Source organism: Roseibium album, assembly GCF_965233825.1.
Taxonomy (GTDB): domain Bacteria; phylum Pseudomonadota; class Alphaproteobacteria; order Rhizobiales; family Stappiaceae; genus Roseibium; species Roseibium album.
Map to the genome: position 1 here is coordinate 1,058,459 of NZ_OZ247583.1, position 24,636 is coordinate 1,083,094.

Genomic DNA, 24,636 nt, shown 5'->3' on the forward strand with positions numbered 1-24,636 from the left:
GTCCATAACATTCCGGTTGCCGAATGACCAGACTACGACTTTCCGGTTTTCTCGAATTCCGCGAAGGCCTCCTTGTAGTCCGGATGCCAGCGGGACAAGGGTGGCCGGTTTTCGATGATATCGCCGATTGCCCATTCGGCCCGGCGTTTGTCCCGCACGCTGTCGACATCATTGTCCGGACAAAGGATATAGAACTCTCCATTCGACATCCGGTCGATGAAATAGTCGACAGTCTGGTCGCTGGTCCACGCCGAAGCCGGCTTTTCGGGAAGCCATGATGCAATCATGCCGGTGTAGGTGAAGCCCGGTACGAACAGATGTATGGAAATCGGCGCACCCGCTTCCCGCAACTCATGTGCAAGCTGTTCGCTGAGCACCTTCACGGCTGCCTTAGTCACGTTGTAGCCCGGGTTTCCGGGTGGAGTTGTGATTCCCTGTTTGGAACCCGTGTTGATGATGACGGCTGGACGTCCGGCATCGATCATTCGTTGCGTAAAAGACTGGACACCTCTGAGAACACCAAAGAAGTTGACGTCCATCATCCGTGTCCAGGCATCGAAATTCTCCCAGGTGCCGGAAGGCACGCTGATTCCGGCATTGTTCATCAGGACGGCGACCTGTCCCGTCTGAAACGCGATGTCTGCAAGGTGTTCGACTTGAACCTTGTCGCTGACGTCGGTAGGCACGGCAAGAACGGTCACATTGGGCCCGGCAATCTTGCGCACCTCCTCCACCGCAGCATCCAGGTGATCACCTGGCAGGTCGGCGAGAAGGACACCGAGACCCGCGTCGGCAAATCGAAGGGCGGCCGCAAGACCGACACCGCTTGCGGCTCCGGTCACAACTGCAAGACCACCTTCAGCCACTGCTTTTTGATACATGAAAACTGCCCCCTGGAACGGTCTAGAGACCGAGTTGCGCCGTCTGGTCGCCAATGAAGGTAGCGTCGTCGAATTTCCTTTGGTTGTCGAGAAACTCTTCTGCGTCCGACCTTGTCAGGCCGCGCAAGGTATCCATTCCATTGGTGGCCGCGGCCCAAATGACATGCGGATAGCGCCAATTTCCTGACATTGACGCGTCGGTAAGGCCTGGTGCGATCCGGAGTTCACCATAAAGCCCGGCAAGTGCCTATTTCATTAGACGGTTCAGGCTGCTACAACACCGCCGGTTTGTCAGTTTCAGCAAGGGCAGCATCTTATGCGAACAGCGAATGTATCGCGCGACACCAGGGAAACCCGCATTTCGGTCGAGATCGATCTCGATGGAACGGGCAACTATGACGTCCAGACCGGTGTCGGTTTTTTCGATCATATGCTGGAACAATTGTCGCGCCATTCGCTGATAGACATGAAAATCCGCGCCGAGGGCGACACGCATATCGACTTTCATCATACGGTCGAAGACACCGGCATTGCACTTGGCCAGGCGATTTCCAAGGCGTTGGGTGACATGGCGGGCATCACCCGCTACGCAGATACCCACCTTGCGATGGACGAAGCGCTGACCCGCTGCGCGCTAGACGTCTCCGGCCGGCCGTTTCTGGTCTGGGACGTCACCTTCGACCGGGACAAGGTTGGCGACCTCGACACCGAACTCTTCGAGGAATTTTTCCGCGCATTCGCCATGAATGCAGGGATCACCCTTCATATCGCCAATCTTTACGGCTCCAATTGCCACCATATAGCGGAGACCTGCTTCAAGGCCGTCGCGCGGGCTATGCGCAAGGCCATCGAGATCGATCCGCGTCAGGCGGACCGGGTTCCGACCACAAAGGGCCAGCTAGGCGGCTAAGGACCGATTGGAATATGAGTACGTATGTTGTCATGGCACCGCCGGAGTTCGGGGATCTGGCCGGTGATCCGCGTGAGAGCGACCGGTTGCTGTTCGTCCCGGACCGGTTTTCCTTTCTGGCCTTTATCTTTGCAATCATCTGGATGCTCGTGCATCGCATGTGGCTTGTGCTGCTTGGCTATCTTGCCCTTACCCTCGCGATAGAACTGCTGTCGGGCGCGCTCGGCGGTGAAGCGGCCGGGGTCGCGGCCCTGACGATTTCGCTCCTGTTCGGATTCGAGGCACAGGCATTGCGCCGCTGGTCGCTGGAGCGCAAGGGCTGGCGCATGATCGGCATCGTGGACGCAGCAAATCCGGGCGAAGCCGAACTTCGATTTCTGAACAAGGAAGCCTCCCTGATGGCGTCGGCTGACAAGCCGGAAGAACCGGAAGAGCCGAAGCCGCGCCCGGTTCGGGCTCCGATCGTCCCGCGGGTTGGCAGCGAGCGTGTGGTAGGTCTGACCCTCGGTCCGGAGACCCGTCAATGACAATTGCAATTATCGACTACGGTTCGGGCAATCTGCGCTCGGCGGAAAAGGCATTCGAGCGCGCGGCTCGCGCCCATGCACATCTACCCGACGTGATCGTTACGTCCGATCCTGACCGGGTACGAAAGGCCGACCGCATTGTGCTTCCGGGTGTAGGTGCCTTTGCCGATTGCAAACGGGGCCTGTGGGCGGTCGACGGCATGCCGGAAGCCCTTGAGGAATGCGTCCGCCGGCAAGGCAAACCGTTTTTCGGCATCTGTGTCGGCATGCAGCTGATGGCCGAACGTGGCCTCGAATTCGAAACGGTCGAGGGGCTTGGCTGGGTAGAAGGCGACGTATCGGAAATGAAGCCGGCGGATCCGTCGCTCAAGATACCGCATATGGGCTGGAACACGATTGATGCGGAGCAGGAGAGTCATCCTGTGTTCAAGGGCCTGGAAACCGGACCCGATGGATTGCACGCCTATTTTGTGCACTCCTATCACTTTGCCTGCGCACGCGATGAAGATCGTCTGGCAACCTTCGGGTATGCCGGAACATTCACCGCGATGGTGGCGAAGGACAACATGATCGGCACTCAGTTCCATCCTGAGAAAAGTCAGCGACTGGGTCTTGGCCTGATCGCGAATTTCCTGGATTGGACACCGTAACAGCGAACCTGGGAGAAGGCGCGTGAGCAAGGGATACTGGATTGCACGGGTGGACGTTAACGACCCGGAAAACTACCCGCAATATGTCGAAACGGCCAAACCGGCCTTTGAAAGGTTTGGGGCCAATTTCCTCGCTCGCGGTGGCAAGACCAATGCCATTGAAGGCCCGGGCAGGGCACGAAATGTCGTCATTGAATTTCCCAGCTTCCAACACGCGGTGGATTGTTATAACTCGCCGGAATATCAGGAAGCGGTGAAGATCCGCCAGAAGGTTGCCGATGGCGAGATCGTCATCGTGGAAGGAATGTAACGAGAATGATCCTATTTCCCGCCATCGATCTCAAGGATGGCCAGTGCGTGCGCCTGAAACTTGGCGACATGGACCAGGCGACCGTCTTCAACGACGATCCCGGTGCCCAGGCCAGGTCGTTCGAAAACCAGGGTTTTGAATGGCTGCACGTGGTCGACCTCAACGGGGCGTTTGCCGGTGAAAGTGTCAACGGCGCTGCCGTGGACAGCATTCTTTCATCGACGGGCAATCCCGTTCAGCTCGGAGGCGGGATCAGGACGCTTGACCATATCGAAACCTGGCTTGGAAAGGGCGTCACTCGCGTCATTCTCGGAACGGTCGCCGTGCGCGATCCGGAACTGGTGAAGGAAGCCTGCAGGAAATTTCCGGGCAAGGTGGCCGTCGGCATCGACGCAAAGGGTGGCCACGTGGCCGTCGAAGGCTGGGCGGAAACTTCCGAACTGACGGCGGTCGACCTGGCAAGGCAGTTCGAGGATGCCGGCGTGTCGGCAATCATTTATACGGACATCGACCGGGACGGGGTTTTGAAGGGGCTGAATATTCCCTCGACACTGGAACTGGCACGATCAGTCTCGATTCCGGTGATCGCCTCGGGCGGCCTTGCATCCATCGATGATATTCATCGGTTGCTGGAACCGGACTGCGCCATCCTGGAAGGCGCGATCTCAGGCAGGGCGCTCTATGACGGGCGGCTCGACGCGAAAGAAGCGATGGATCTGATCCTGACTGCCCGGAGAAAAGCATCATGACCCTGAAAGCCCGTGTCATTCCGTGCCTCGACGTGAAGGATGGCCGCGTCGTCAAAGGCGTCAATTTTGTCGACCTGGTCGATGCCGGTGACCCGGTCGAGGCGGCCAAGGCCTACGATGCGGCTGGCGCAGATGAGCTCTGTTTTCTCGATATCACCGCCAGCCACGAAGGCCGCGACACGATTTACGATGTCGTCAGGCGGACGGCTGAAGCCTGTTTCATGCCGGTGACCGTTGGCGGCGGTGTCCGGACGGTCGAAGACATCCGCAAGCTTCTGATCGCAGGGGCGGACAAGGTTTCCATCAATACGGCGGCGGTCAGGAATCCCGACTTTGTACGTGAGGCCGCTGAAAAATTCGGCGCACAGTGTATCGTCGTTTCCATTGACGCCAAGCAGGTCAACGCGCCTGGAGAGCCTGAAAGATTCGAGATCTTCACGCATGGCGGACGCAATCCCACCGGGATCGATGCCATAGGATTTGCCAGGAAGGTTGTTGAACTGGGGGCTGGCGAGTTGCTTGTGACTTCCATGGATCGTGACGGCACCAAGTCTGGCTACAATATCGCGCTCACCAGGGCGATTGCAGATGCCGTTCCGGTGCCCGTGATCGCGTCGGGTGGTGTTGGCAATCTCGATCACATGGTGGAAGGTGTTCGTGATGGTCACGCGACAGCCGTGCTGGCAGCGTCCATATTCCATTTCGGCGAGTACACGATCCAGGAAACCAAGAAATACATGGACGACGCGGGCGTGCCAATGCGTCTTGACGCCTGATTTCCGGCAAGGACCTAGCCAAATGACCAAGTTCACTCTGGACGATCTGGATGCCATAGTTGCTGCGCGTGCGAAGAGCGATGACGAAAAGTCCTACACGCGCAAGCTCGTGAACAGGGGCGTAGCCAAATGCGCCCAAAAACTGGGGGAAGAAGCGGTCGAGGCAGCGATTGCGGCTGTTCAGGAAGATCGGGAGGAGTTGACGGCGGAAGCCGCCGATGTGCTTTATCATTTGTTGGTGGTTCTGAACGTATCCAATGTTTCGCTGAAAGATGTGATGGCGGAGCTCGGACGGCGTACGGGACAGACCGGACTTGAAGAAAAGGCCTCCCGGCCTCAGGAGTAACAGTCAATTCGCTAGGCACCGCAGCGGGAACTGCGAAACGATGGATCAGAAAGTCGCAACGGCCCTGGACATGGACTTGTCCCCTTACCGGGTGTTCACCGAGCGCCAGTGGTCCCGTTTGCGCGCAGACACGCCGATGACGCTTGACGAGCATGAGGTCGAACAGCTTCAGGGTCTCAACGCCCCGGTCTCCATCGAGCAGGTCGAGACGATTTACCTGCCCCTCTCGCGCCTGCTCGCCTTTTATGCCGAGGCTACCGTCAGCATCCATCAGGCGACGCAGAATTTCCTTGGCCACAGGGACGGCAAGACCCCCTTTATCATCGGTGTTGCCGGGTCGGTTTCTGTTGGAAAGTCAACGACATCACGCGTCTTGCGAGAACTCCTCACCCGCTGGCCTGCAAGCCCGAAGGTGGACCTGCTCACCACAGACGGCTTTCTCTTTCCGAACGCGATCCTGGAAGCGGAAGGACTGATGTCCAAAAAAGGGTTCCCGGAGAGTTTCGACCGGACGCGGCTGTTGAAATTCCTGTCTGACATCAAGGCCGGCAGGCGCAATGTTCGGGCACCTGTCTATTCGCACTTTTATTATGACGTCATGCCGGGCCATACGATCACCGTCGACAAGCCCGATATCCTGATTGTCGAGGGTCTGAATGTCTTGCAGACCCGGGAACTGCCCAGGGACGGCCGGGCTGTGCCGTTCGTGTCCGATTTCTTCGATTTCTCGGTCTATATCGATGCCGATGAAGATCTGCTTCGCAAATGGTACGTCGATCGCTTCATGCGCCTCAGGGAGACAGCCTTCCGCGATCCTGGATCCTATTTTCACAAGTTTTCGCGGATCACCGACGAAGAAGCCGTAGAAACCGGAAACCGGATCTGGACCGAGATCAACCTGGTTAATCTGCGGGAAAATATCCTTCCGACCCGCCCGCGTGCCGATCTGATCCTCTCAAAGAACGCCAGTCACCGAATTTCGAAGGTCGCCCTGCGCAAGATCTGACCGCGCCTGCGCCACTAACGAAACCGGCCTCTCACCGTTGGAGAGGCCGTTCCGGAATATCGGTGATTTCTTCCTGGTGCGTCAGGCAGCAGACCTCCGGCGAACTTCATCCAGGAAGGTGGCAACTTGTCCCCGCAACTGGACCGCGTTTTCCGTCAACTCCTGCGCCGATGCGTCGACCTTGTCCGCGGTGTCGCGGGTGTTTTCAGCGGCGGACGCAACACTTTCGATATTGGTTGTCACCTCGACCGTGCTGCGCGATGCCTCGGTCGCATTTGTCGCGATTTCCTGGGTCGCCGCGCCCTGTTCGTCGATTGACGCGGCGATTGAAGACGCGATCTCGTTCATGTTGGTGATGATTTCCGTCACGGAGGAGATCGCGCTCGCTGCGTGACCTGTTTCTTCCTGGATTGCGGAAATCTGGCTGGAGATCTCTTCGGTCGCCTTGGATGTCTGGTTCGCCAGCTCCTTGACTTCGGCAGCAACGACGGCAAATCCCTTGCCCGCCTCACCAGCGCGCGCGGCCTCTATGGTTGCGTTGAGCGCAAGCAGATTGGTTTGTTCGGCAATTGCCTGGATGAGCGTCACGACTTCGCCGATCCGGCTAGCAGATTCCGACAATCCACTCATGCGCTGGTTTGTCGATTCAGCTTCTCCGGCGGCCTTGGCCGCGATTTCGCTGGAAGACTGAACCTGCCTTCGGATCTCGTTGACGGACGCGGAAAGTTCTTCTGCTGCTGCCGCAACGGTTTCGACATTGTGCGCTGCTTGCGAGGACGCGTTGGAAACCAGGCCGCTCTGCTCGGTTGTTTGTGCAGCAACGCCCGTCATGTCGGATGAGGCCGTCTGGAGATTTTTCACGGATCCGTCGATGATGTTCAGCATTTCCATGATCTGACGATCGAATTCACCACTCAGCCCCTGGATCTCCGCACCTTTGCGGGCTGCGTCCTCCTGAGATTCGTTTTGCTGTTCTTCCAATGCGCGTCTTTTGGTTTCGTTTTGAACGAAAACTTCCATCGCCGAAGCCATCTGGCCGATTTCGTCGCCGCGATCCACGCCCTGTATCTCGATATTGGTGTTGCCTTCGGCAAGAGAGCTCATGTCGGCGGTCAGGGAACGCAACGGGCGCACAAGGCTTCGGATCGAAAAAAGTGCGATGGTACCGGCTATGACGGCACCAAAGAAGGTCAGGGCGATGATGACAACTGCCTGGTTCCAGAACGCGGCTTCCAGATCGTCAATATAGACCCCGGTTCCGATCATCCATTTCCAGGGACCAAACCCGACAGCGTAGCCCCATTTTTCGATCGGAATGTCGCTTCCTGCACGTGGCCACAGGTACTGAAGGCTCCCGCCTCCCGCATCTGCAAGCTTGACGAGTTCCGGGATGATCTGGACGCCGTTCGCGTCCTTGAGTCCTGAAAGATCCTTGCCGATCAGGCTGGCTTTCGCATGTGAAATGGTAACCGACTGGTTGTCGAAGACGAAAAGATAGTTTTTGCCATCCTCGAACCGCATTGCCGAAATGGCTTCGATTGCGCGTTGCTGGGCCTCTTCCGGCGTCAAGGTGCCCGCTTTTTCCATTTCGTGGTAGCGCGCGGCTATGTTCCTGGCCGTATTGGAGATGTCCTCGATCTTTACAAGGCGCTCTTGAAGCATCGCCTCTTTCAGCGACGTGAGCGATATCCCCGCCAATGCGACTGTGAAGATCGCAATGACAAAGACCGGCGTGCAGATTTTCCAGGCCAGAGGCCAACGTGTAAATGACATGCTAAGCTACCTAAAGTTAAACTTTGAACTAGATTAGACTTCAGGCGTTAACGAATGCTGCATTGCAAATGTAGTTTTGAAATTTTCGAAATTCAGAAAATAATGACAAGATTGACGATAAATACACGTCTTGCGAGCATTCGCTCAGCATCTGCATTCAATGTGAGAATGTTTCGCAAGAAAAGCAACCAGCTTCACGCCTTACCTGCGAGCGCAAAAAACATCACGCAAGCCGGGACGCGTCCAGGTCGCATTCTGGAGTTGGCCCTTGAGAATGTGTCCCTGGCCCTCGTAGTGAAATGTGTTGGCACTGCCGAAGCGCTCCAGTGTCACGGCCCCGTACCCCATTTCAGCAACTGTCGCGGTCTGCCCATCCGGTGAAAACACCACATTCAGGTCGATGCCGGCCGTGCACAGGTAGTCGGCCACATTGGTACGTGCCGCCTGCTGTTGGAAATTCGGTTGATTGTCTCCGCCGACGCTACCGGGAGGAACAGGCCCGTTCGGAATGCCGTTGCCGAACTGGTCACCCTGAAAACCGCCCTGACCACCGTTGGAGCCACCGAAACCGCCGGCATTGGTGTTGCCGAACGTTCCCGAGCCGCCGATAACGACTTCCCGATAGGGAGACTGGGTCACATAGATGCCGCGGCACTCACCGTTCGCCCCGCGAACGGTCCAGGCATGCGACACATAGGTTTGTTGTTCCAGTATCTGGCCGGCCTCGAGCCGCGCATAGGGGCGCTCACCGCCGCGATAGTCGACCCAGTGGACCTCGACGGGTTGGCGGCCCGAGTTGCGGAACACGATTTGCCCTGGCTGGACCGCTTCGACAGAACGCACGCGGCCGAGTTCACTGCAGGACAGATCCGAACCGGGATCTTCACCGAAGGCGCCATCGCCGACAATCTGCTGCGGCAACGAACAGGTCGCCACGAACAGACGGATCGGATTGGCGCTGCCGCCGAGAGACACCGGATAAGGCTGAAGACCTTCCACGGCGATCGAGAGTTCCGATTGCCGGATCATGGCTTCCCAAAGCGGATCGGTCATTTCGATATTGACTTCGGGAAGGGAGATACCGGCTTCATTGGCATTCGACGATCCGAACGCGTTGAATGTGGCGGAATAGTCTCCGGCCGTCACGCGGATCGCCTGCGGCATGCCTTCCTGCAATCCGGCCGGCGCTTGTTGAAAGGTAATCTTCGCAAACCCGGATTGGGTCGTGCAATCGGCCCGGAAGTCCCTGTTGTCGGTCTGCGGAACAGTGTGCTGCAATGTCGAGATCGATCCGGGCTGACCGCCGGGTTCCGACCCCCATTCCCTGCCATCAGCCGGTGAAACGAGTATCGCCTGGGTGTTCCCGGCGCCCCCGGAAAGGCTTTCACGGACAGTCGTTTCAAAATCGCCTGTTGAACCCGGTGTTCCGGCAGGATTGTTCGGATCAGATGCCGAGATCGGAGTGTCGACCTGTTCAAGCGGTTGCAGTCCTCCCGATTCAGAGGAGGGGCTGACTTCGGCAACGGCCTGTTCGTCACTCTGCCCGGATTGCTGAACAGAGGGCGTGGACGTTTGCGATGCGCCGGTATCTGCCGGTGCATTGGCCACCGGTCCGGCCGAAACGCCTGAAGACGTTCCGACGATACGCGCGGTTGCGCCGGGTTTGCCGTCGCTTGAGACGTCCACGACGAGCGTGCTGCCGCTGCAAAGATCCGCGTCGCGGTGCAGGATACGGCTGTTTTCCAGTGTCACTTCCAGCTTGACGTCGCATGGCGGCAGCTTGTTGTTGCTGCCCATCGTGTCGATCACGACCCCATTGTCGTCCCGGCTGATGATCGGTCTGTATTGCTTGTTGACAGCGATGGACCGAATTCCAGGTTCGGAAGGTTCCACGTTGACCCGAACGGTTTCGGGAACCGACTGGGCGAGCGCGCTTGTACCACAGGTCAGGAAAATGACGCTGCAAGCCGCAAGAAGGCGGGATTTGGCGACGGGCGTATCAAAACTGCAAGCAGCAACAAGCCGCATGAATGATCTCCATAGGAGCGCAAAGGAATTACCAACAAGGAATACTTAGGCAAAGTGGCGCCGAAAGGGCAACCCTGCAAACGGTTTCAACACAGTTCGCAGTCAACGCGGCGCGCGTTTTGCGAGTATGCGCTGCAAACTCCGGCGATGCATGTTGAGGCGGCGGGCTGTTTCTGAAACATTCCGGTCGCACAGTTCGTAAACGCGTTGAATATGTTCCCAGCGAACCCGGTCCGCCGACATCGGGTTTTCGGGAGGCTGTGCCTTGTCTTCCGGTTTGCGTGCAAGAGCCGCCACGATGTCGTCAGGGTCAGCGGGTTTTGCCAGATAGTCGATGGCGCCGAGCTTCACCGCAGTCACGGCGGTGGCGATATTGCCGTATCCGGTGAGGACGATTGCGCGTGCGTCCGGGCGTTTCTGCCGGATTTTTTCAATTACATCGAGACCGTTGCCATCTTCCAGGCGCATATCCACGATCGCATAGGCCGGTGCCGCGCGAGAAATTTTTATGGCAGCATCCTGTACACCGTCTGCCGTTTCGGTTAGGAACCCGCGTTTTTCCATCGCCCGCGCCAGGCGTTGCTGAAACGGTTTGTCGTCGTCAACAATGAGGAGACTCATGTCTCCGGATCCGTTCAAAGAAGTCATTTGGTCCGTCATGGCTCGTTACCGTTTATTCTTACGTCTTCTTGTGCAGGTCGGATGGGTTTGTTGAACATTAACCTGCCAGTTGATGCTCATTTGTTGCCGTTATGGGGCTAAAATGACGTTTCGTCCACTCCAACGCTGCGTTCAAATGTCGAGCGCGGCCAGCTGACGCGCACATGCGCTCCGCTGTCCGGTGGTGCCTGGTTCTCAAGAAGAAGCTTTGCTCCTGTGCGTTCCAGCAGTGTCTTGGCAATGAAAATGCCCAACCCGAGCCCTCCGCCGGTGCTGCCCTGCGGTGACTTGCCGCCCCGGACCGAGACATATGGATCTCCTATCTTGCCCAGAATATCGACGGAGAATCCGGGACCGTCGTCCCTTATCGAAATCGACAGGGTCGTATCGTCCCACGTCGCCGACACGTCCACCCTGGATTTCGCGAAGTCGACAGCGTTTTCGACAAGATTGCCCAGACCGTAGCGGATCGCTGCATTCCGCGTTCCGACCGGCTCCGCACTTTCGCCGTTCTGGGTCGAATGGATCGCGACCCCGGTGCCGCGATGCGGATCGATCACGTCTTCCAGCAATTGTGCGACGGGCATGCGCTGGTAGGTCTGGTCTTCCTCGCTCGAAAGGCTGTTGAGCTGTTTCAGGATTTCCCGGCATCTTTCGGCTTGCGACCGGATCAGCGCGACATCCTCACCCCGGTGATCACCCGTTTCAAATTCACCGTTCAGTTCCTTGGCAACGAGGTAGATGGTTGCCAGCGGTGTGCCAAGCTCGTGCGCTGCCGCGGTCGCCAGCCCGTCCAACGCGTTGAGGTGCTGTTCGCGCGCGAGGACGAGTTCAGTTGCGGTGAGCGCGTCGGCCAGCTGCCGGGCCTCTTCCGCGACCCGGAACGCATAGACCGCCATAAAGCCGAGCGTCAGCACCAGGGCAATCCAGATCCCGACCGAATAGATGACGGGCAACCTGAAATCCTCGGAATCGGGCCAGGGCAAGGGGAAATGAAATACAGCCAGAAAACTGGCGCAAACTGTCGCAAGAACACCGAGAACGACCGTATAGCGCGAGGAAAGGCCCGTCGCGGATACCATCACGGGCGCCATCAGCAGAAAGGCAAACGGATTGCCCAGACCGCCGGTGAGCAACAAAAGCCCACTCATCTGCAATATGTCGTATGCGAGCTGAAGCGTGGCCGCCCTCTCGGACAGGCGCATGGCAGATGGCCAGCGGATTTTCAGGAAGATGTTCAGCCATGCCGACATCGCCACCATGGCGAATGCAGGGCCGGCAGGCAGCGAATACCCGAGGCCGACATATACGACAAGGAGTGCCGCTGACTGGCCACCAACCGCGAGCCAGCGAAGCCGGACAAGCGTGTCGAGTTTCAGCCGGCGATGCGGCAGCGTGATATTGGGCGCGGGTTGGTCCGTCATAGGCATCTTTTTGAAGCGGATTCCCGCCGCTGACAAGGCCATAGCCCTTGTGCGCATCGTTTTGAGATGTTAGCCAGCCAGCAGACAAGGTTGTCCGGATCACACGGTCCGGCGGCCCGCCAGAAGGATTACAGAGCCAGGCGGGATTGGATTGATGCATTCAATCGGTTGATCCGACCCCTTCTCGCTCTGGCTTCTTCTTCTCAGATCAGTAACGCAAAACGGAATGAAACAAGATGACCGACACGAATGACGGCGGCGTGCAGCCGCAGACGGAGGGTGCCGCAGCGCCGGGAATGCATATCCTGGGTCAGTACATCAAGGATCTGTCGTTTGAAAACCCGAATGCACCGCGCTCGCTTGCCCAGAACGAGAATCAGGAGCAGCCGAAACTGGACATCAACGTGAATGTTGGTGCTCAGCAGATGGGTGACGACCAGTTTGAAGTTGTCCTCACGCTGACCGCAAAGGCTGAACGTCCGGATATGGTCATGTTCAACGTCGAACTGATCTATGCAGGCATCTTCAGGATCACCGGTGTGCCCCAGGAACACATGCATCCATTCGTCATGATCGAATGCCCGCGCATGATTTTCCCGTTCGCGCGCAACATTCTTTCGGAAGCGACACGTAACGGCGGCTTCCCGCCGCTGATGCTCGACCCGATCGATTTCGCGCAGCTGTATCGCCAGAACATGGCTCAGCAGGCAGCGAAGCAGGGCGAAGACGCACCGAAGCCTAACTGAGCTTATTGAATGTCATGAATTCAAACCCGCGCCGGACAATGTCTGGTGCGGGTTTTTTTCGCAAGTGCATGCACTGACTGATCAGGCCCTCAGGCGACCTCGAATTCGGGATCGACTGGCACTTGCAATGACGTGACAAGGGTGTTTGTCATGGCTGCCAATCCGATTATCTGCAGCAATTCACCGTGCTCCTCGTCGCTCATGCCTTTTGCACGCGCTGCAGCGGTATGGGAATGGACGCAATAGCTGCAGCCATTGGCAGCCGACACCGCGATGTAGATCATCTCGCGGAACTTGGGATCGAGCACTCCCGGCACTGCCATCACGGATTTTACCTGCTGCCAGGTCCGTTCAAGTCCTTTGGGATCATTTGCCAGTGCCCGCCAGACGTTGTTTATGAAATCCGAGCCGCGTGTTTGCCGGATATCTTCGAAAACAGCTTTGACTGCAGGTATTTCTTCCGCTTCTGCATCCGATATCAGTTTCACGGTTGCCATGGCTGTCTCCTCGCATCGATTGCTGATTTGTACCCGTCAAGGGAAGCCGGACCCGTCAGGCCTCTTCCAGAAGTTCCGCCCAGCTTTTCGGGTCGTTTCCGTTCAGCGGGTTCTTCGCCGACCGCTTGTAGCGGATTGTTTCCATCCGGAAGCTCCGCGCATCGAACATGATCATCCGGCCGACCAGTCCTTCGCCAATGCCAGTGAGTTCCTTGATCACTTCCATGGCCTGCATGGCACCGATTATACCGGTCAGAGCGCCCAGAACGCCCGCTTGTGCGCAGGTCGGAAGCAGTCCCTCGCGGGGTTTTTGGGGGAACAGGCACCGGTAGGTCGGGTTGGGGTCGCCGTTTGTGTTGGTGTCAAACGGCCTCAAGGTGGTGATCGAACCGTCGAACTGGCCGACAGCCGCTGTCACGAGAGGTTTTCTTGCAAAGAAGCAGGCGTCTGACACCAGGTAACGCGTATCGAAATTGTCAGAACCATCAACCACCAGATCATGGCCGGAAATCAGCGCCAGGGCGTTGTGGCCGGCGATCCGTGTCGGGTACGGCTCGACCTTGACGTTGGGGTTGAGGCGCGCGATCGCTTCTGCGGCACTGGCCACTTTCGGCTCGCCCAGCCGGTCCGTATCGTGAATGACCTGGCGCTGAAGATTGGATAGCGACACCGTATCGTCGTCGACGATACCGAGTGTACCGACACCGGCCGCAGAGAGATACTGCAGGACGGGAGCTCCCAGACCACCCGCTCCAATGACAAGGACGCGGGCATTCTTGAGTTTCTGTTGTCCCGCGCCGCCGATGTCCTGCATGACGATGTGACGGGCGTAACGTTCAAGTTCTGCAGCAGACAGCATGATTGCGTCGATCCATTGATCAGTTGTTTTCCGGAAATTCCGTGAAATGGGGCATTCGTACTTGTTCTAGAAAGCGAGGCTCACAGGCACCGATGGCAGAAAAGGTACGCCTGGCTTCATCTTGGGACGGGACGTTTGCTCCGCCAGCAAATTCGGGGTTGGCATTCTGGACGGGGTCAGCTTCCCAAAAGCAGACAGGACAAATCTCGTAACTGTCATCGCCTTCAGGACCAATCGTATTGTATCCGCAGCACTTGCAAGCCGTCTGTCGATTCATTCCTTGTTGGCCCTACTTCAGAATCTTGCTGACCAGACGAGCCGTATAGTCGACCATCGGAATAACCCGGGCATAGTTCAGGCGTGTCGGGCCGATCACACCGAGGACGCCGACGATACGCTGGTTGCTGTCCCGGTAGGGTGAAATCACCAGCGAAGATCCGGAAAGCGAAAAGAGATTGTTCTCCGAACCTATGAAGATGCGTACGCCGTCGCCATTTTCGGCTAGGCCGAGCAGCTGGATCAGATCCCTTTTGTTTTCCAGATCGTCAAAGAGCAGCCGGATACGCTCCAGGTCCTCCACCGCGTCAAGGTCGGTCAGGAGGTTCGAGCGACCGCGCACAATCAACGTTCCCGGGTCGCTCGCGCTGTCGCCGCCCCAGACGGCAAGACCCGCGTTGATGACTTTCTGGCTGAGCTGGTCGAGTTCCGCCTGGTCCGCGTCGCGAACCTGTTCCAGTTCCGTTTTGATGTCAGAAAGCGTCCGTCCCTGGATCTGGGCGTTGAGGTAGTTGGTCGCCTCGATAAGTGCCGAGGACGGCAGGTTTGACGGCAATTCGACGACCCTGTTTTCGACGGACCCGTCTTCGCTGACAAGTATGACGAGCGCTTTCTGCGGTTCGATGCGGACGAATTCGATATGCTTGAGCCGCGTATCGTTCTTGTGTGTCAGCACCACGCCGGCGCCCATGGTAAGGCCTGACAGCATCTGACTGGCTTCGGTCAGCACCTGTTCGGTTGAATTCGCCTCGTTCGAGGCGCGAACCTGGATATCGATCTGCCGGCGTTCTTCTTCGGTCAGATCCCCGACCTCGAGCAATGCGTCGACAAAGAACCGCAGGCCGATTTCGGTGGGCAACCGCCCGGCACTCGTGTGCGGCGAATGCAGCAGGCCCAGGTGTTCAAGGTCCGACATGACATTGCGCACGGATGCCGGCGAAAGCGACATGGCAAGATTGCGCGACACATTTCGTGAACCCACGGGGTCACCGGTTTCCAGATAGCTTTCGACGATCGAGCGGAAAATCTCGCGGGATCTCTTGTCGAGGTCGCTGAGGCTCAAGGCGTGTTCTCCGAATACAATGGCCAATTTCAGACAGGTTTTTTCGTCTTACACCCAAGATATAGGCGCAAAATGGGTCCGAGGTGAAGCAGGCCCTTTACCTTGCACAAATATGAGGTCTAAAAGGCGCATGAGATTTGAAGGAAACAGCCGTTTCCAATGATGTTTGCATCGCAAGCGAAGGTCGAAAGGAATTTTCATGCGTCCGTCAAAACGCGCAGTCGATGAGCTCCGGGCGGTTACCCTGGAGCGCAGTGTGTCAAAACACGCGGAGGGATCTTGCCTGGTCAAGTTCGGCGATACCCACGTGCTTTGCACAGCCAGCCTCGAAGAACGCGTACCGCCCTGGCTCCGCGGGCAGAACCGGGGTTGGGTGACCGCGGAATACGGCATGCTGCCACGCGCGACCGGTGACCGCATGCGCCGCGAAGCGAGCGCGGGCAAACAATCCGGCAGAACTCAGGAAATCCAGCGCCTGATCGGCCGGTCGTTGCGCGCAGTCGTAAATCTGGAAGCGCTTGGCGAAGTGCAGATCTCCGTCGATTGCGACGTGATCCAGGCAGATGGCGGCACGCGCACGGCGTCCATAACCGGCGCCTGGGTGGCGTTGCGCGATTGCATTGAATGGATGCGCGCCCGGGACATGGTGACCGGCGACGTTCTGACGGATCACATCGCTGCAATTTCCTGCGGAATTTACGAGGGCGCTCCCGTACTCGATCTGGACTACGCCGAAGACAGTACTGCGGAAACGGACGCGAATTTCGTCATGACCGGGTCCGGCGGAATTGTTGAAATCCAGGGGACAGCCGAAGGTGCGCCTTTTTCCGAAGAGGAATTCGGGCAATTGCTCGGCTTGGCGAAGGCAGGAATCAATCGTCTCGTAGATCTGCAGAAAATGGCAATTCTCTAAGGAGACCGAGCGATGAGCCACCGTAAACTCGAACCGGGAAAACTTGTTGTCGCCAGTCACAACAAGGGGAAAATCAGGGAGATCAACGAGCTGCTCCGTCCGTACGGGTTTGAGGTCGTCTCCGCCGCAGATCTTGATTTGCCTGAACCAGAAGAAAACGGGCTCACGTTTGAAGACAATGCCGCGATCAAGGCGGTTGCTGCGGCCGAGGCCGCCGGACTGCCGTCTCTTGCTGACGACAGCGGATTTTGCGTCGAGGCTCTTGGCGGCGATCCCGGTATTTATTCTGCGCGCTGGGCGGGTCCTGAAAAGGACTTTGCCATGGCCATGCGGACGATCGAGGAGAAGCTCAGCACGCTGAATGCCGATACCCGCGAAAAACGCCGCGGCTCCTTCGTTGCCGTGCTGTGCCTCGCCTGGCCGGACGGGCACAGGGAATTCTTCCGCGGAGAAGTCGATGGCGACGTGATCTGGCCGCCGCGCGGAACAATGGGGTTCGGATATGATCCCATGTTCAAACCGGATGGCCGCGATCGGACATTCGGTGAAATGACGTCGGACGAAAAGCACGGCATGTCCGCAGACACCCCACCCTTGTCGCACCGCGCCCGCGCTTTCAAGGCGTTTGCGGAAGGGTGTCTGGAAGGATAACCGAATTGACTGTTCAAGGGACATCCGACGCTGGATTCGGAATCTACATTCATTGGCCGTTCTGTGCTGCCAAATGCCCTTATTGCGATTTCAATTCACACGTTCGCCATCAGCCGGTTGATCAGGAACGCTTCGCGGCTGCCTTTGAACGGGAACTGTCCTATTTCGCCGACCTGACGGGCAACAAATCCGTCCAGTCGATCTTTCTGGGGGGTGGCACGCCCTCGTTGATGGATCCGGCGACGGTCGATCGATTGCTGAAGGCGGTGTCGGACCGGTGGTCCCTCGACGAAAATGTGGAAATAACGCTGGAGGCGAACCCGACCTCGGTCGAGGCGAACCGGTTCAAAGGCTATCGGGCTGCTGGCGTGAACCGGGTTTCGCTTGGCGTGCAGTCCTTGCACGATACCGATCTGAAGCTTCTCGGGCGTTTGCATGATGCAGCGACAGCGCGATCCGCAATCGAGATCGCCCGGGAAACATTTCCCCGACTTTCCTTTGACCTGATCTACGCACGTCCGGGGCAGACACCGTCCGACTGGGCGCTGGAACTTGAACAGGCAATCTCGCTCGCCGCGGACCATCTGTCGCTGTATCAGCTCACCATCGAGGAAGGGACCCCGTTCTTTGCGCTGCACAAGGCGGGAAAGCTCAAGACACCCGATCCGGAGTTGGGTGCGGAGTTTTTTGAGATGACTCAGGAGGTGACTGAACAGGCAGGCCTTCCGGCTTACGAAGTCTCCAACCACGCCCGCCCCGGGGCGGAATGCCGACACAATCTGGTTTACTGGCGCTACGGCGACTACGTCGGGATCGGTCCGGGGGCACATGGACGGCTGACAGTCGGCGCAAACCGTATGGCGACAGCCACCGAACGTCATCCGGAGACCTGGTTGGAAAATGTCGAAAATCTGGGCCAGGGTCTGATTGAAAATGCCGGTCTCAACGAGGAGGAGCAGGGTGACGAGTTCCTTCTCATGGGACTTCGGCTCACGGAAGGAATCGACCTGCTGCGCTATCGTAGTTTTTCCCACAGGTCGGTCGATCCGCGTCGTATCAAGGCGCTTCTGGAACATGGAATGATCGAAGAAATCGGGGAAAACCGTGTTCGGGCCACCCGCGAGGGTTTTTTCGTGCTGGACGCAGTGGTTGCGGATCTCGCCGCCTGACCAAGAATTCTTGCAGTTGCAATTAATTCTACCAATTTGATTTAAATGCTCTATCTGCCTTGTGCGCTGCAAATAATTTTGGCACCAAAATGAGTTTGGCAGTCTCCTGGTGGGCTTAAGCCCTGAATCTTATAGCAAATAGCAGTATTGCAGGTGACTGCCATGCTGGTTATTGTGCTGCGATGCAATAGATGGTGCAATAACAAGCGAGCTGCGAAATAATGTTTCCAAACTGCGCCAGGGGCAGGCAGCGGCATCGCGAACAAAGGAGACGCGCCTTTGCCGTTTTATCACCTTTATGAGCTGAATCATGCAGCCTTGGCTCCGTTCAGGGCTGCCGCTGACATGACCCGGCTGTGTTTTCAAAACCCTTTAAACCCCTGGACCCACACAAGTTTCGGGCGTCAGATCGCTGCTGGATGTGAAGTGCTCGAACGCACCACCCGCCGCTACGGAAAACCGGAATTCGGTTTGAAGGAAACGTCCGTTGGCGGTGTTCGCGTCCCGGTTCGCGAGAACGTTGTCTGGAGCAGGCCCTTTTGCGATCTGATCCATTTTGAACGCGGCGTTACATCGCACCGCAACGATCCGAAGATCCTGATCGTTTCGCCGATGTCCGGTCACTATGCGACATTGCTGCGCGGCACAGTGGAAGCCCTGATGCCGGATGCGGACGTCTACATCACTGATTGGATAGATGCGCGCATGGTGCCGATCCAGGACGGCAAGTTCGATCTGGACGATTACATCGACTACATCGTGTCGATGTTGCACTTCCTTGGACCGGATGCGCACGTGCTCGGCGTTTGTCAACCGTCGGTTCCCGTACTGGCTGCTGTTGCGGTCATGGAGGATCGCGAGGATCCTTATGTACCGTCGACGATGACGCTCATGGGCGGTCCGATTGATACGCGGGTCGCGCCAACTGCGGTGAACGATCTTGCCGTGTCGAAAGGCATCGAATGGTTCAAGAACAACGTCGTCATGAAGGTGCCGTTCCCGCATGCCGGATTTATGCGTGACGTCTATCCCGGGTTCCTGCAGTTGTCCGGCTTCATGAGCATGAACCTTGACCGCCACGTGACAGCGCATCGGGACTTCTTCCAGCACCTTGTCGAAGGCGATGGTGACAGCGCTGAAAAACACCGCGAATTTTACGATGAATATCTGGCGGTTATGGACCTGACGGCTGAATTCTATTTGCAGACCGTCGAAACTGTTTTCATCCGGCACGCGCTGCCGGAAGGTACCATGGAACACAACGGCAGGATCGTCGACTGCAGCAAGATCACCCGGACAGCGCTGTTGACGGTCGAGGGCGAGAAGGACGACATCACCGGCAGGGGACAGACCCGGGCAGCTCATGCCCTTTGCACAAGTTTGCCTGACGATATGAAAGCGCATTACGAACAGCCGAATGTCGGCCACTACGGCGTATTCAACGGATCACGCTGGCGCTCCGAGATTGCACCGCGCGTGATGGATTTCATCAGGTCGAACCGTGCGGGCGCTCCGAAGAAAGCTCCCCCGAAGTCACCGGCGAAGGTGGCGTCCGCCGAGAAGACAAAACCGGCGACCAAACCGAAGACAAAGACTGCTCCTGCGGGACCGCTTGCGAAAATCCTGCTGGCAAAGCCTGATGGTGCCGCAGACAATCTCAAGGAGATCAGCGGCGTTGGACCGAAGCTGGAATCCGCACTCAATGAAGCCGGTATTTTCCACTTCTGGCAGATTGCCTCGTTGACAGGCGACCAGATTGAGGCGCTTGACAGCAAGCTTGATTTCCGCGGACGGATAGAGCGAGACAAATGGATCGAACAGGCACGTCAACTCTCTGAAGCTGTAAGCTGATCAAACTGGATAAAAAGGCGCCGGCAGGCGCCTTTTTCTTGTCCGGAAATCGCTGTTGCCGGAAAAATCTGAAATTTCTTCAGCGTCGCTGATGGGTAATTGCAGATCCGTAATGATTTATCGTTTCTTCAATAAAGACAAAGACTTGCAATTGGATGCCAGGATGTATCCTTGAAACCGCATGCGCGGCATGCACGTGTGTTGATCATCACAAATCCTTGAAGCGTCACGCCTGAATGCCCACCTCAGTATCGTGGATGTCTTAAATGGATAGGATGATGACGACGACCAAAAGTTGCATGATTAAACCTGCCTGGACGCCTGCGACCATTGGCCTGATGGTCCTGGGTTTCGTGGTATTCTGGCCGCTTGGCCTTGCCATGCTCGCCTATATTTTGTGGGGCGACCGTTTCGAAAGCATGGCTCGTGACGCAAAGGAACAATGGCGGGGGAGCCCGCTGAAGGGAGCATTCGATCAGATGTCAAGCACGACCGGTTATGCACGGACAGGAAACGTGGCGTTCGACGACTACCGCGAACGTGAAATAAAGCGTTTGGAAGAAGAGCGCGCGAAGCTCGATGCAATGCGGGCAGATTTCGACGATTTCCTGCGTGAACTCCGTCGTGCACGTGACCTGGAAGAATTCGATCGCTTCATGGCCAACCGGGGCCGGACGAATGGCGGCAGCGAGGCTGCTCCTTCGTAAGTCCTCCCTCCCGGACCCGTCACCGGGCGGCCTGACCGAAGGCGGCGCTGAAACAGCGCCGCCTTCGTCATTTTTACAATCGGAAAAAATTATCTAGACTCGGGCCAAGTGATTCGAACGGATCTCGCTCCATGCTTCTGCGCCGCAGCAAAAAACAGTTGCCTGACCACATTGATATTCAAACGGAATCGAAGGCGGTTCGTATCCGCCTGCGCGCCAATCCACGTGCGCAACGCTATCTGTTGAGTCTCCCGGCGGACAGTTCCGGACCCGTTCTGACGGTTCCCAGGGGAGGCGACCTGTCGCGTGCCGAGCGCTTCGCTCACCAGCACATCGACTGGCTTGTCGAAAGGCTTCAGGATCGTCCCGACCATATTTCCCTTGGGCCAGGTGACATTGTTCCCTTGCGCGGTGTGGATCACGTCATTCTTTCGACCGGAAAGCTGCGCGGTCTGGTCTCCCTGGGCGTCACTGAGTTTGGTGCCCCGGCCCTGCTGGTTCCGGGCGCGGACGACCATGTTCCTCGCAAGGTGACGAACTGGCTGAAACAGGAGGCCCGCAAGGACCTTGACGAACGATCAAGATATCATGCCGACAAGATAGGAAAGAAGGTCGCGGCGATCAGCATTCGCGATACCAAAAGCCGCTGGGGATCCTGCGCTTCCAATGGTCGGCTGTCGTTTTCGTGGAGATTGATCCTGGCACCCCCTGAAATCCTTGATTATGTGGCTGCCCACGAAGTGGCCCATTTGGAGGAAATGAACCATTCCGACCGCTTCTGGCGCCTGTGCGAACAACTGGCGCCGCAAACTCCGACGGCACGTGTCTGGCTCAAGGAAAACGGCCTCCGTCTCCATGGTTTCGGTTAGCCCCGCTGGAGGATGAAGAACCTGGTTGGCGCCCGGCCTGATCCCAGACAGGCGCGGACCGCGACATGCAACAGGCTTCGGTTTTGCGCCGGTATGGCGTCGTCAGGCGACACCGGCCTCATTCCGGGGATCAATGGATCCTGTAGCGGAGAAAAGAATGGGCAACTCACCGAAGATATGTTTCCCTGAGGGCTCGGGACCGACAGGAGGCTGAGCATGGGAAATTTTGCGCGTGGAACGGGCAGCCTCATGGGTCTGGTTGTTCTTGCTGGTCTGATGATCCCTCTGTCCGATAAGGCAATGGCCGACAGCTGCTGGGACCACAACGGCTCCCTCATGCGTCTTCAGGCTCAGGGCAATCAACGCTGGCTTTCCTACGAAATTCCTCGGGACGTGCTTCGGCCAGCCGGCGTGCAACGCGGCACGCTGCTCTTCAACGGCGTGAAGAACGGCAACTGGTACTCGGGAACGGCGCGGGTCTTTTCAAAATTCTGCCCGGGTTCACCGTTGGAGTACTCTGTAGAGGGGCCTGTACGCGGAGACCAGCTCCAGGTCACGGTCAGCGGATCGCGTGAAGTTTTCAATCAATGCCGCCCGACCGGCCAATATACGTCGGACACACTGGTCTTTACGTTCAGTCACGATTGCTAGAAGCCGGTTTGACCGCTTTGCTGTCACAGGATGCCTAGCCACCGCCGAAAATGTTTCGAAGCAGACCGAGCGGACCGCGGCGCTCGCCACCACCACCATTGTTGCCATTGCCGCCGACCGGTGCCGGGGGAACAGGATTGCGTCCCGAACCGACTGAGGCAGGCGGAAGCGGCTGGCCTTGCGGTTTTCGCGGTGCGGCGACATTGACCGGCAGGTTTGGAACACCTGGCAGGTCCGCCACCGGTAATCCCTGATGGGCGACGTCCATGACCGCCTTCCAGGTAGCGGCAGGCAGCGTTCCGCCGGTTGCCTTTTTCGTCGGCGAATTGTTGTCGTTACCGAACCAGACCGCCGTGGTGAGGTTGCCGGTGTATCCGATGAACCAGGCGTCCCGGAAATCCTGACTGGTGCCGGTTTTTCCGCCCGCCGGACGACCGCTGTCCAGCCGCGCCTTGCGCCCGGTTCCGGTCAGCAGCGTTTCGGACATCATCAGGTTCATGTTGCCGACATCCCGTCGCTGGACCACCCTGCCTCGACCGTTTCCGGACCTTGAATAGAGCGTTTTGCCGTCAACAGTCTTGATCCGGCGAATGATATGCGGCAGCACGCCGTAGCCGCCATTGGAAAACGGAACATAAGCGGCCGCGATTTCAAGTGGCGTTACTTCCGATGTTCCAAGCGCAAGCGACAGGTTCCTGTTTAGGTCGGAGGTGACACCGAGCCGCTTGGCCGTATCGGCGACCGTCCCTGCGCCGACTTCATGTGCAAGCCGCGCTGCCACCGTGTTGATCGAAAGGCTCAACGAACGTGTCAGGGTGACCGGTCCGTAGTGTTCCTTGGTGTAGTTCTTGGGGGACCAGCCTCCAATCGTAATTGGCTGATCCTGTCGAACGGTTTGCGGGGTCATGCCGTTTTCGAGCGCTGCCAGATAGACGAACGGCTTGAACGCAGAACCGGGTTGACGTTTGGCATAGGCGGCACGGTTGAACTGACTTTTTGCATAGTCCGCGCCACCGACCATCGCCTTGATCGCCCCTGCCGTGTCGAGGGTCACGATTGCTCCTTGCGATACCCCCAGTGTCTGCCGGTTGGCCTTGAGTGCCGAGCGCAGGGCACTTTCTGCTGCCTGCTGCATGGCCGGATCGATTGTCGTGTCGACGATGATGTCGCCTTCGATCGAACCAACGAAATGCGGCAACACGTCCATGACGTAGTCGGCGACGTAGTTTTCACTCGCCGTTGTGTGGCGGCGAATGGCCTTGGCGGGTGCTGCAATGGCATTTTTGGCTTCACCGGAATTGATGTAGCCTTCCTCATGCATCGCTGCGAGAACAAGCTGTGCCCTGTCCTCGGCAAGGTCCGGATTGCGTGCAGGAGAGTAACGCGACGGCGCTTTGAGCAGGCCGGCAATTGTCGCGGCTTCCGCCACGGTCAGAAGTCGCGCCGACTTGCCGAAGTAACGGCGCGCCGCCGCATCCACGCCATAGGCGCCGGACCCGAGATAAACCCGGTTCAGGTACATTTCGAGGATCTCGTCCTTCGAATATTCCGCCTCCAGCCAGAAGGCGAGAACCAGTTCCTGGATTTTCCGCTTGATCGTTCGGTCGGGTTCCAGAAACAGGTTCTTGGCAAGCTGTTGTGTCAGGGTCGAGCCGCCCTGTGACACCCTCCCCGATGTGAAGTTTGCATAGGCAGCACGCGCAAGACCGATCGGGTCAATGCCGAAGTGAGAACGGAAGCGCCTGTCTTCAATGGAAATCACGGCGTTCGGCAGGTAGGGTGGCAACTGCTCCAGCCGCACGGCCTCTCCACCGGTATCGCCACGGTTTGCGAGAAGGTCGCCGTTGAGCGAGACGATCTTTACATTTGGCGGCCGCGCCGGAACCTGCCACTCGGATGTCGGCGGAAGGTAGGCGGCATAGTAGCCGATGACGCAGACGACGGCGATTACGCTCCAGATACCCAGTACCGCGCTCCAGTAGACGCCACGCTTGAACAGACGTGCGACACCTGCCGGAATACGGAAACCGGCCCTGCGTTTCCTGCTGCGCCGTTTCGCGCCGGACCTGCCGCCCTGGCGTTTACGCGCATTGCCTCTGGATTTGGCGCTTTGCGACTTTGCGGTTTTTTTCGCGGACGATTTTTTCCTCGGGCCTGATCCGCCAGGCTTTCGGGTTTTTGATTTCGCGCCGGATTTCGATGAAGGCGCAGAGGCACGGTCCTGCGGGCCGAGGCGCAGGTCCAGCAGGCTGCTGCTGTCTTCTCCGAATGTCGGTTCAATCCGTGGCCGGCGTTTCGCCCGTGGCGCCATTGATCATCCGTCCCGTCGTTTATTCCGGCAAAT

The 24,636-nt window shown here is 57.8% G+C and carries 27 protein-coding genes; 16 read left to right on the forward strand and 11 right to left on the reverse strand.

Annotation, left to right across the window (positions count from 1 at the left end; translation table 11 throughout):
• Positions 1-32: 32 nt before the first annotated feature.
• Together ACO6TI_RS05000 and ACO6TI_RS05005 are read right to left on the reverse strand one after the other, a co-directional pair.
• Positions 33-881 (reverse strand): SDR family NAD(P)-dependent oxidoreductase, encoded by an 849-nt coding sequence (locus tag ACO6TI_RS05000; RefSeq protein ID WP_422384468.1) that lies wholly within the window; start codon positions 879-881, stop codon positions 33-35.
• A gap of 22 nt (positions 882-903) precedes the next feature.
• Positions 904-1,071, reverse strand: coding sequence for a hypothetical protein (locus ACO6TI_RS05005; RefSeq protein ID WP_422384469.1), 168 nt, complete (start codon positions 1,069-1,071; stop codon positions 904-906).
• 126 nt (positions 1,072-1,197) lie between these two features.
• Between ACO6TI_RS05005 and hisB the strand changes: the two genes are divergently transcribed.
• The 8 genes from hisB to coaA are packed head-to-tail and all read left to right on the forward strand — an operon-like array spanning position 1,198 to position 6,155.
• Positions 1,198-1,791: an imidazoleglycerol-phosphate dehydratase HisB gene (gene hisB / locus ACO6TI_RS05010; protein WP_055115322.1), complete on the forward strand. Its 594-nt coding sequence runs from the start codon at positions 1,198-1,200 to the stop codon at positions 1,789-1,791.
• 14 nt (positions 1,792-1,805) lie between these two features.
• Positions 1,806-2,318, forward strand: a complete 513-nt coding sequence (locus tag ACO6TI_RS05015) for a DUF2628 domain-containing protein (protein WP_104703167.1) — start codon at positions 1,806-1,808, stop codon at positions 2,316-2,318.
• Positions 2,315-2,968, forward strand: coding sequence for an imidazole glycerol phosphate synthase subunit HisH (hisH, locus tag ACO6TI_RS05020; protein ID WP_104703166.1), 654 nt, complete (start codon positions 2,315-2,317; stop codon positions 2,966-2,968). The genes ACO6TI_RS05015 and hisH overlap by 4 nt, the downstream gene beginning before the upstream one ends.
• 22 nt (positions 2,969-2,990) lie before the next feature.
• Positions 2,991-3,278 (forward strand): DUF1330 domain-containing protein, encoded by a 288-nt coding sequence (locus tag ACO6TI_RS05025; RefSeq protein ID WP_055115327.1) that lies wholly within the window; start codon positions 2,991-2,993, stop codon positions 3,276-3,278.
• 5 nt (positions 3,279-3,283) lie between these two features.
• Positions 3,284-4,027, forward strand: coding sequence for a 1-(5-phosphoribosyl)-5-[(5-phosphoribosylamino)methylideneamino]imidazole-4-carboxamide isomerase (hisA, locus tag ACO6TI_RS05030; protein WP_029063379.1), 744 nt, complete (start codon positions 3,284-3,286; stop codon positions 4,025-4,027).
• Positions 4,024-4,803 carry an imidazole glycerol phosphate synthase subunit HisF gene (gene hisF, locus ACO6TI_RS05035; protein WP_055115330.1) on the forward strand — a complete coding sequence of 260 codons (780 nt, stop codon included), beginning with the start codon at positions 4,024-4,026 and terminating at the stop codon, positions 4,801-4,803. Before hisA ends, hisF begins: the two co-directional genes overlap by 4 nt.
• 22 nt (positions 4,804-4,825) lie before the next feature.
• Entirely contained in the window at positions 4,826-5,149 is a 324-nt protein-coding gene (locus tag ACO6TI_RS05040; RefSeq protein ID WP_409856497.1) for a phosphoribosyl-ATP diphosphatase, read from the forward strand.
• Positions 5,150-5,189: 40 nt separating this feature from the next.
• Positions 5,190-6,155: a type I pantothenate kinase gene (coaA, locus tag ACO6TI_RS05045; RefSeq protein WP_029063382.1), complete on the forward strand. Its 966-nt coding sequence runs from the start codon at positions 5,190-5,192 to the stop codon at positions 6,153-6,155.
• 81 nt (positions 6,156-6,236) lie between these two features.
• Here the strand turns inward: coaA and ACO6TI_RS05050 are convergent, their stop codons facing one another.
• From ACO6TI_RS05050 to ACO6TI_RS05065, 4 genes are all read right to left on the reverse strand, one after another.
• Positions 6,237-7,928 carry a methyl-accepting chemotaxis protein gene (locus ACO6TI_RS05050; protein WP_055115333.1) on the reverse strand — a complete coding sequence of 564 codons (1,692 nt, stop codon included), beginning with the start codon at positions 7,926-7,928 and terminating at the stop codon, positions 6,237-6,239.
• 201 nt (positions 7,929-8,129) lie between these two features.
• Positions 8,130-9,956, reverse strand: a complete 1,827-nt coding sequence (locus ACO6TI_RS05055; RefSeq protein ID WP_422384470.1) for a hypothetical protein — start codon at positions 9,954-9,956, stop codon at positions 8,130-8,132.
• A gap of 102 nt (positions 9,957-10,058) precedes the next feature.
• Positions 10,059-10,616: an ActR/PrrA/RegA family redox response regulator transcription factor gene (locus ACO6TI_RS05060; RefSeq protein WP_422384471.1), complete on the reverse strand. Its 558-nt coding sequence runs from the start codon at positions 10,614-10,616 to the stop codon at positions 10,059-10,061.
• 98 nt (positions 10,617-10,714) lie between these two features.
• Complete coding sequence (locus ACO6TI_RS05065; RefSeq protein WP_055115698.1) at positions 10,715-12,040, reverse strand: ActS/PrrB/RegB family redox-sensitive histidine kinase; 1,326 nt, start codon at positions 12,038-12,040, stop codon at positions 10,715-10,717.
• A gap of 236 nt (positions 12,041-12,276) precedes the next feature.
• Between ACO6TI_RS05065 and secB the strand changes: the two genes are divergently transcribed.
• Positions 12,277-12,786, forward strand: coding sequence for a protein-export chaperone SecB (gene secB, locus ACO6TI_RS05070; RefSeq protein WP_055115337.1), 510 nt, complete (start codon positions 12,277-12,279; stop codon positions 12,784-12,786).
• 89 nt (positions 12,787-12,875) lie between these two features.
• On the opposite strand, the gene ACO6TI_RS05075 is transcribed toward secB, so the two are convergent.
• The 4 genes from ACO6TI_RS05075 to hrcA are packed head-to-tail and all read right to left on the reverse strand — an operon-like array spanning position 12,876 to position 15,514.
• Positions 12,876-13,283: a carboxymuconolactone decarboxylase family protein gene (locus ACO6TI_RS05075; protein WP_055115339.1), complete on the reverse strand. Its 408-nt coding sequence runs from the start codon at positions 13,281-13,283 to the stop codon at positions 12,876-12,878.
• 55 nt (positions 13,284-13,338) lie between these two features.
• Positions 13,339-14,142: a HesA/MoeB/ThiF family protein gene (locus ACO6TI_RS05080; RefSeq protein ID WP_104703163.1), complete on the reverse strand. Its 804-nt coding sequence runs from the start codon at positions 14,140-14,142 to the stop codon at positions 13,339-13,341.
• A 19-nt stretch (positions 14,143-14,161) separates the two neighbouring features.
• Positions 14,162-14,419, reverse strand: coding sequence for a CPCC family cysteine-rich protein (locus tag ACO6TI_RS05085; protein WP_104703162.1), 258 nt, complete (start codon positions 14,417-14,419; stop codon positions 14,162-14,164).
• Between the two features lie 12 nt (positions 14,420-14,431).
• On the reverse strand, positions 14,432-15,514 hold the full coding sequence (hrcA, locus tag ACO6TI_RS05090; RefSeq protein WP_051644920.1) for a heat-inducible transcriptional repressor HrcA: 1,083 nt from the start codon (positions 15,512-15,514) through the stop codon (positions 14,432-14,434).
• 166 nt (positions 15,515-15,680) lie between these two features.
• Between hrcA and rph the strand changes: the two genes are divergently transcribed.
• The 7 genes from rph (at position 15,681) to ACO6TI_RS05125 (ending at position 22,292) form a co-directional block, all read left to right on the forward strand.
• A complete protein-coding gene (gene rph, locus ACO6TI_RS05095) occupies positions 15,681-16,394 on the forward strand; it encodes a ribonuclease PH (RefSeq protein ID WP_104703161.1) in 714 nt (237 codons plus the stop codon).
• A 12-nt stretch (positions 16,395-16,406) separates the two neighbouring features.
• Positions 16,407-17,045 carry an RdgB/HAM1 family non-canonical purine NTP pyrophosphatase gene (rdgB, locus tag ACO6TI_RS05100; RefSeq protein ID WP_055115347.1) on the forward strand — a complete coding sequence of 213 codons (639 nt, stop codon included), beginning with the start codon at positions 16,407-16,409 and terminating at the stop codon, positions 17,043-17,045.
• A 5-nt stretch (positions 17,046-17,050) separates the two neighbouring features.
• Positions 17,051-18,214 carry a radical SAM family heme chaperone HemW gene (gene hemW / locus ACO6TI_RS05105; protein ID WP_282047172.1) on the forward strand — a complete coding sequence of 388 codons (1,164 nt, stop codon included), beginning with the start codon at positions 17,051-17,053 and terminating at the stop codon, positions 18,212-18,214.
• A 345-nt stretch (positions 18,215-18,559) separates the two neighbouring features.
• Positions 18,560-20,065, forward strand: coding sequence for a polyhydroxyalkanoate depolymerase (gene phaZ, locus ACO6TI_RS05110; protein WP_235808779.1), 1,506 nt, complete (start codon positions 18,560-18,562; stop codon positions 20,063-20,065).
• A 278-nt stretch (positions 20,066-20,343) separates the two neighbouring features.
• Positions 20,344-20,772: a DUF2852 domain-containing protein gene (locus ACO6TI_RS05115; RefSeq protein WP_422384472.1), complete on the forward strand. Its 429-nt coding sequence runs from the start codon at positions 20,344-20,346 to the stop codon at positions 20,770-20,772.
• A gap of 131 nt (positions 20,773-20,903) precedes the next feature.
• A complete protein-coding gene (locus ACO6TI_RS05120) occupies positions 20,904-21,641 on the forward strand; it encodes a M48 family metallopeptidase (RefSeq protein ID WP_422384473.1) in 738 nt (245 codons plus the stop codon).
• Positions 21,642-21,857: 216 nt separating this feature from the next.
• Positions 21,858-22,292, forward strand: a complete 435-nt coding sequence (locus ACO6TI_RS05125; RefSeq protein WP_055115357.1) for a hypothetical protein — start codon at positions 21,858-21,860, stop codon at positions 22,290-22,292.
• A gap of 34 nt (positions 22,293-22,326) precedes the next feature.
• On the opposite strand, the gene ACO6TI_RS05130 is transcribed toward ACO6TI_RS05125, so the two are convergent.
• A complete protein-coding gene (locus ACO6TI_RS05130) occupies positions 22,327-24,603 on the reverse strand; it encodes a transglycosylase domain-containing protein (protein WP_422384474.1) in 2,277 nt (758 codons plus the stop codon).
• Positions 24,604-24,636: the final 33 nt, after the last annotated feature.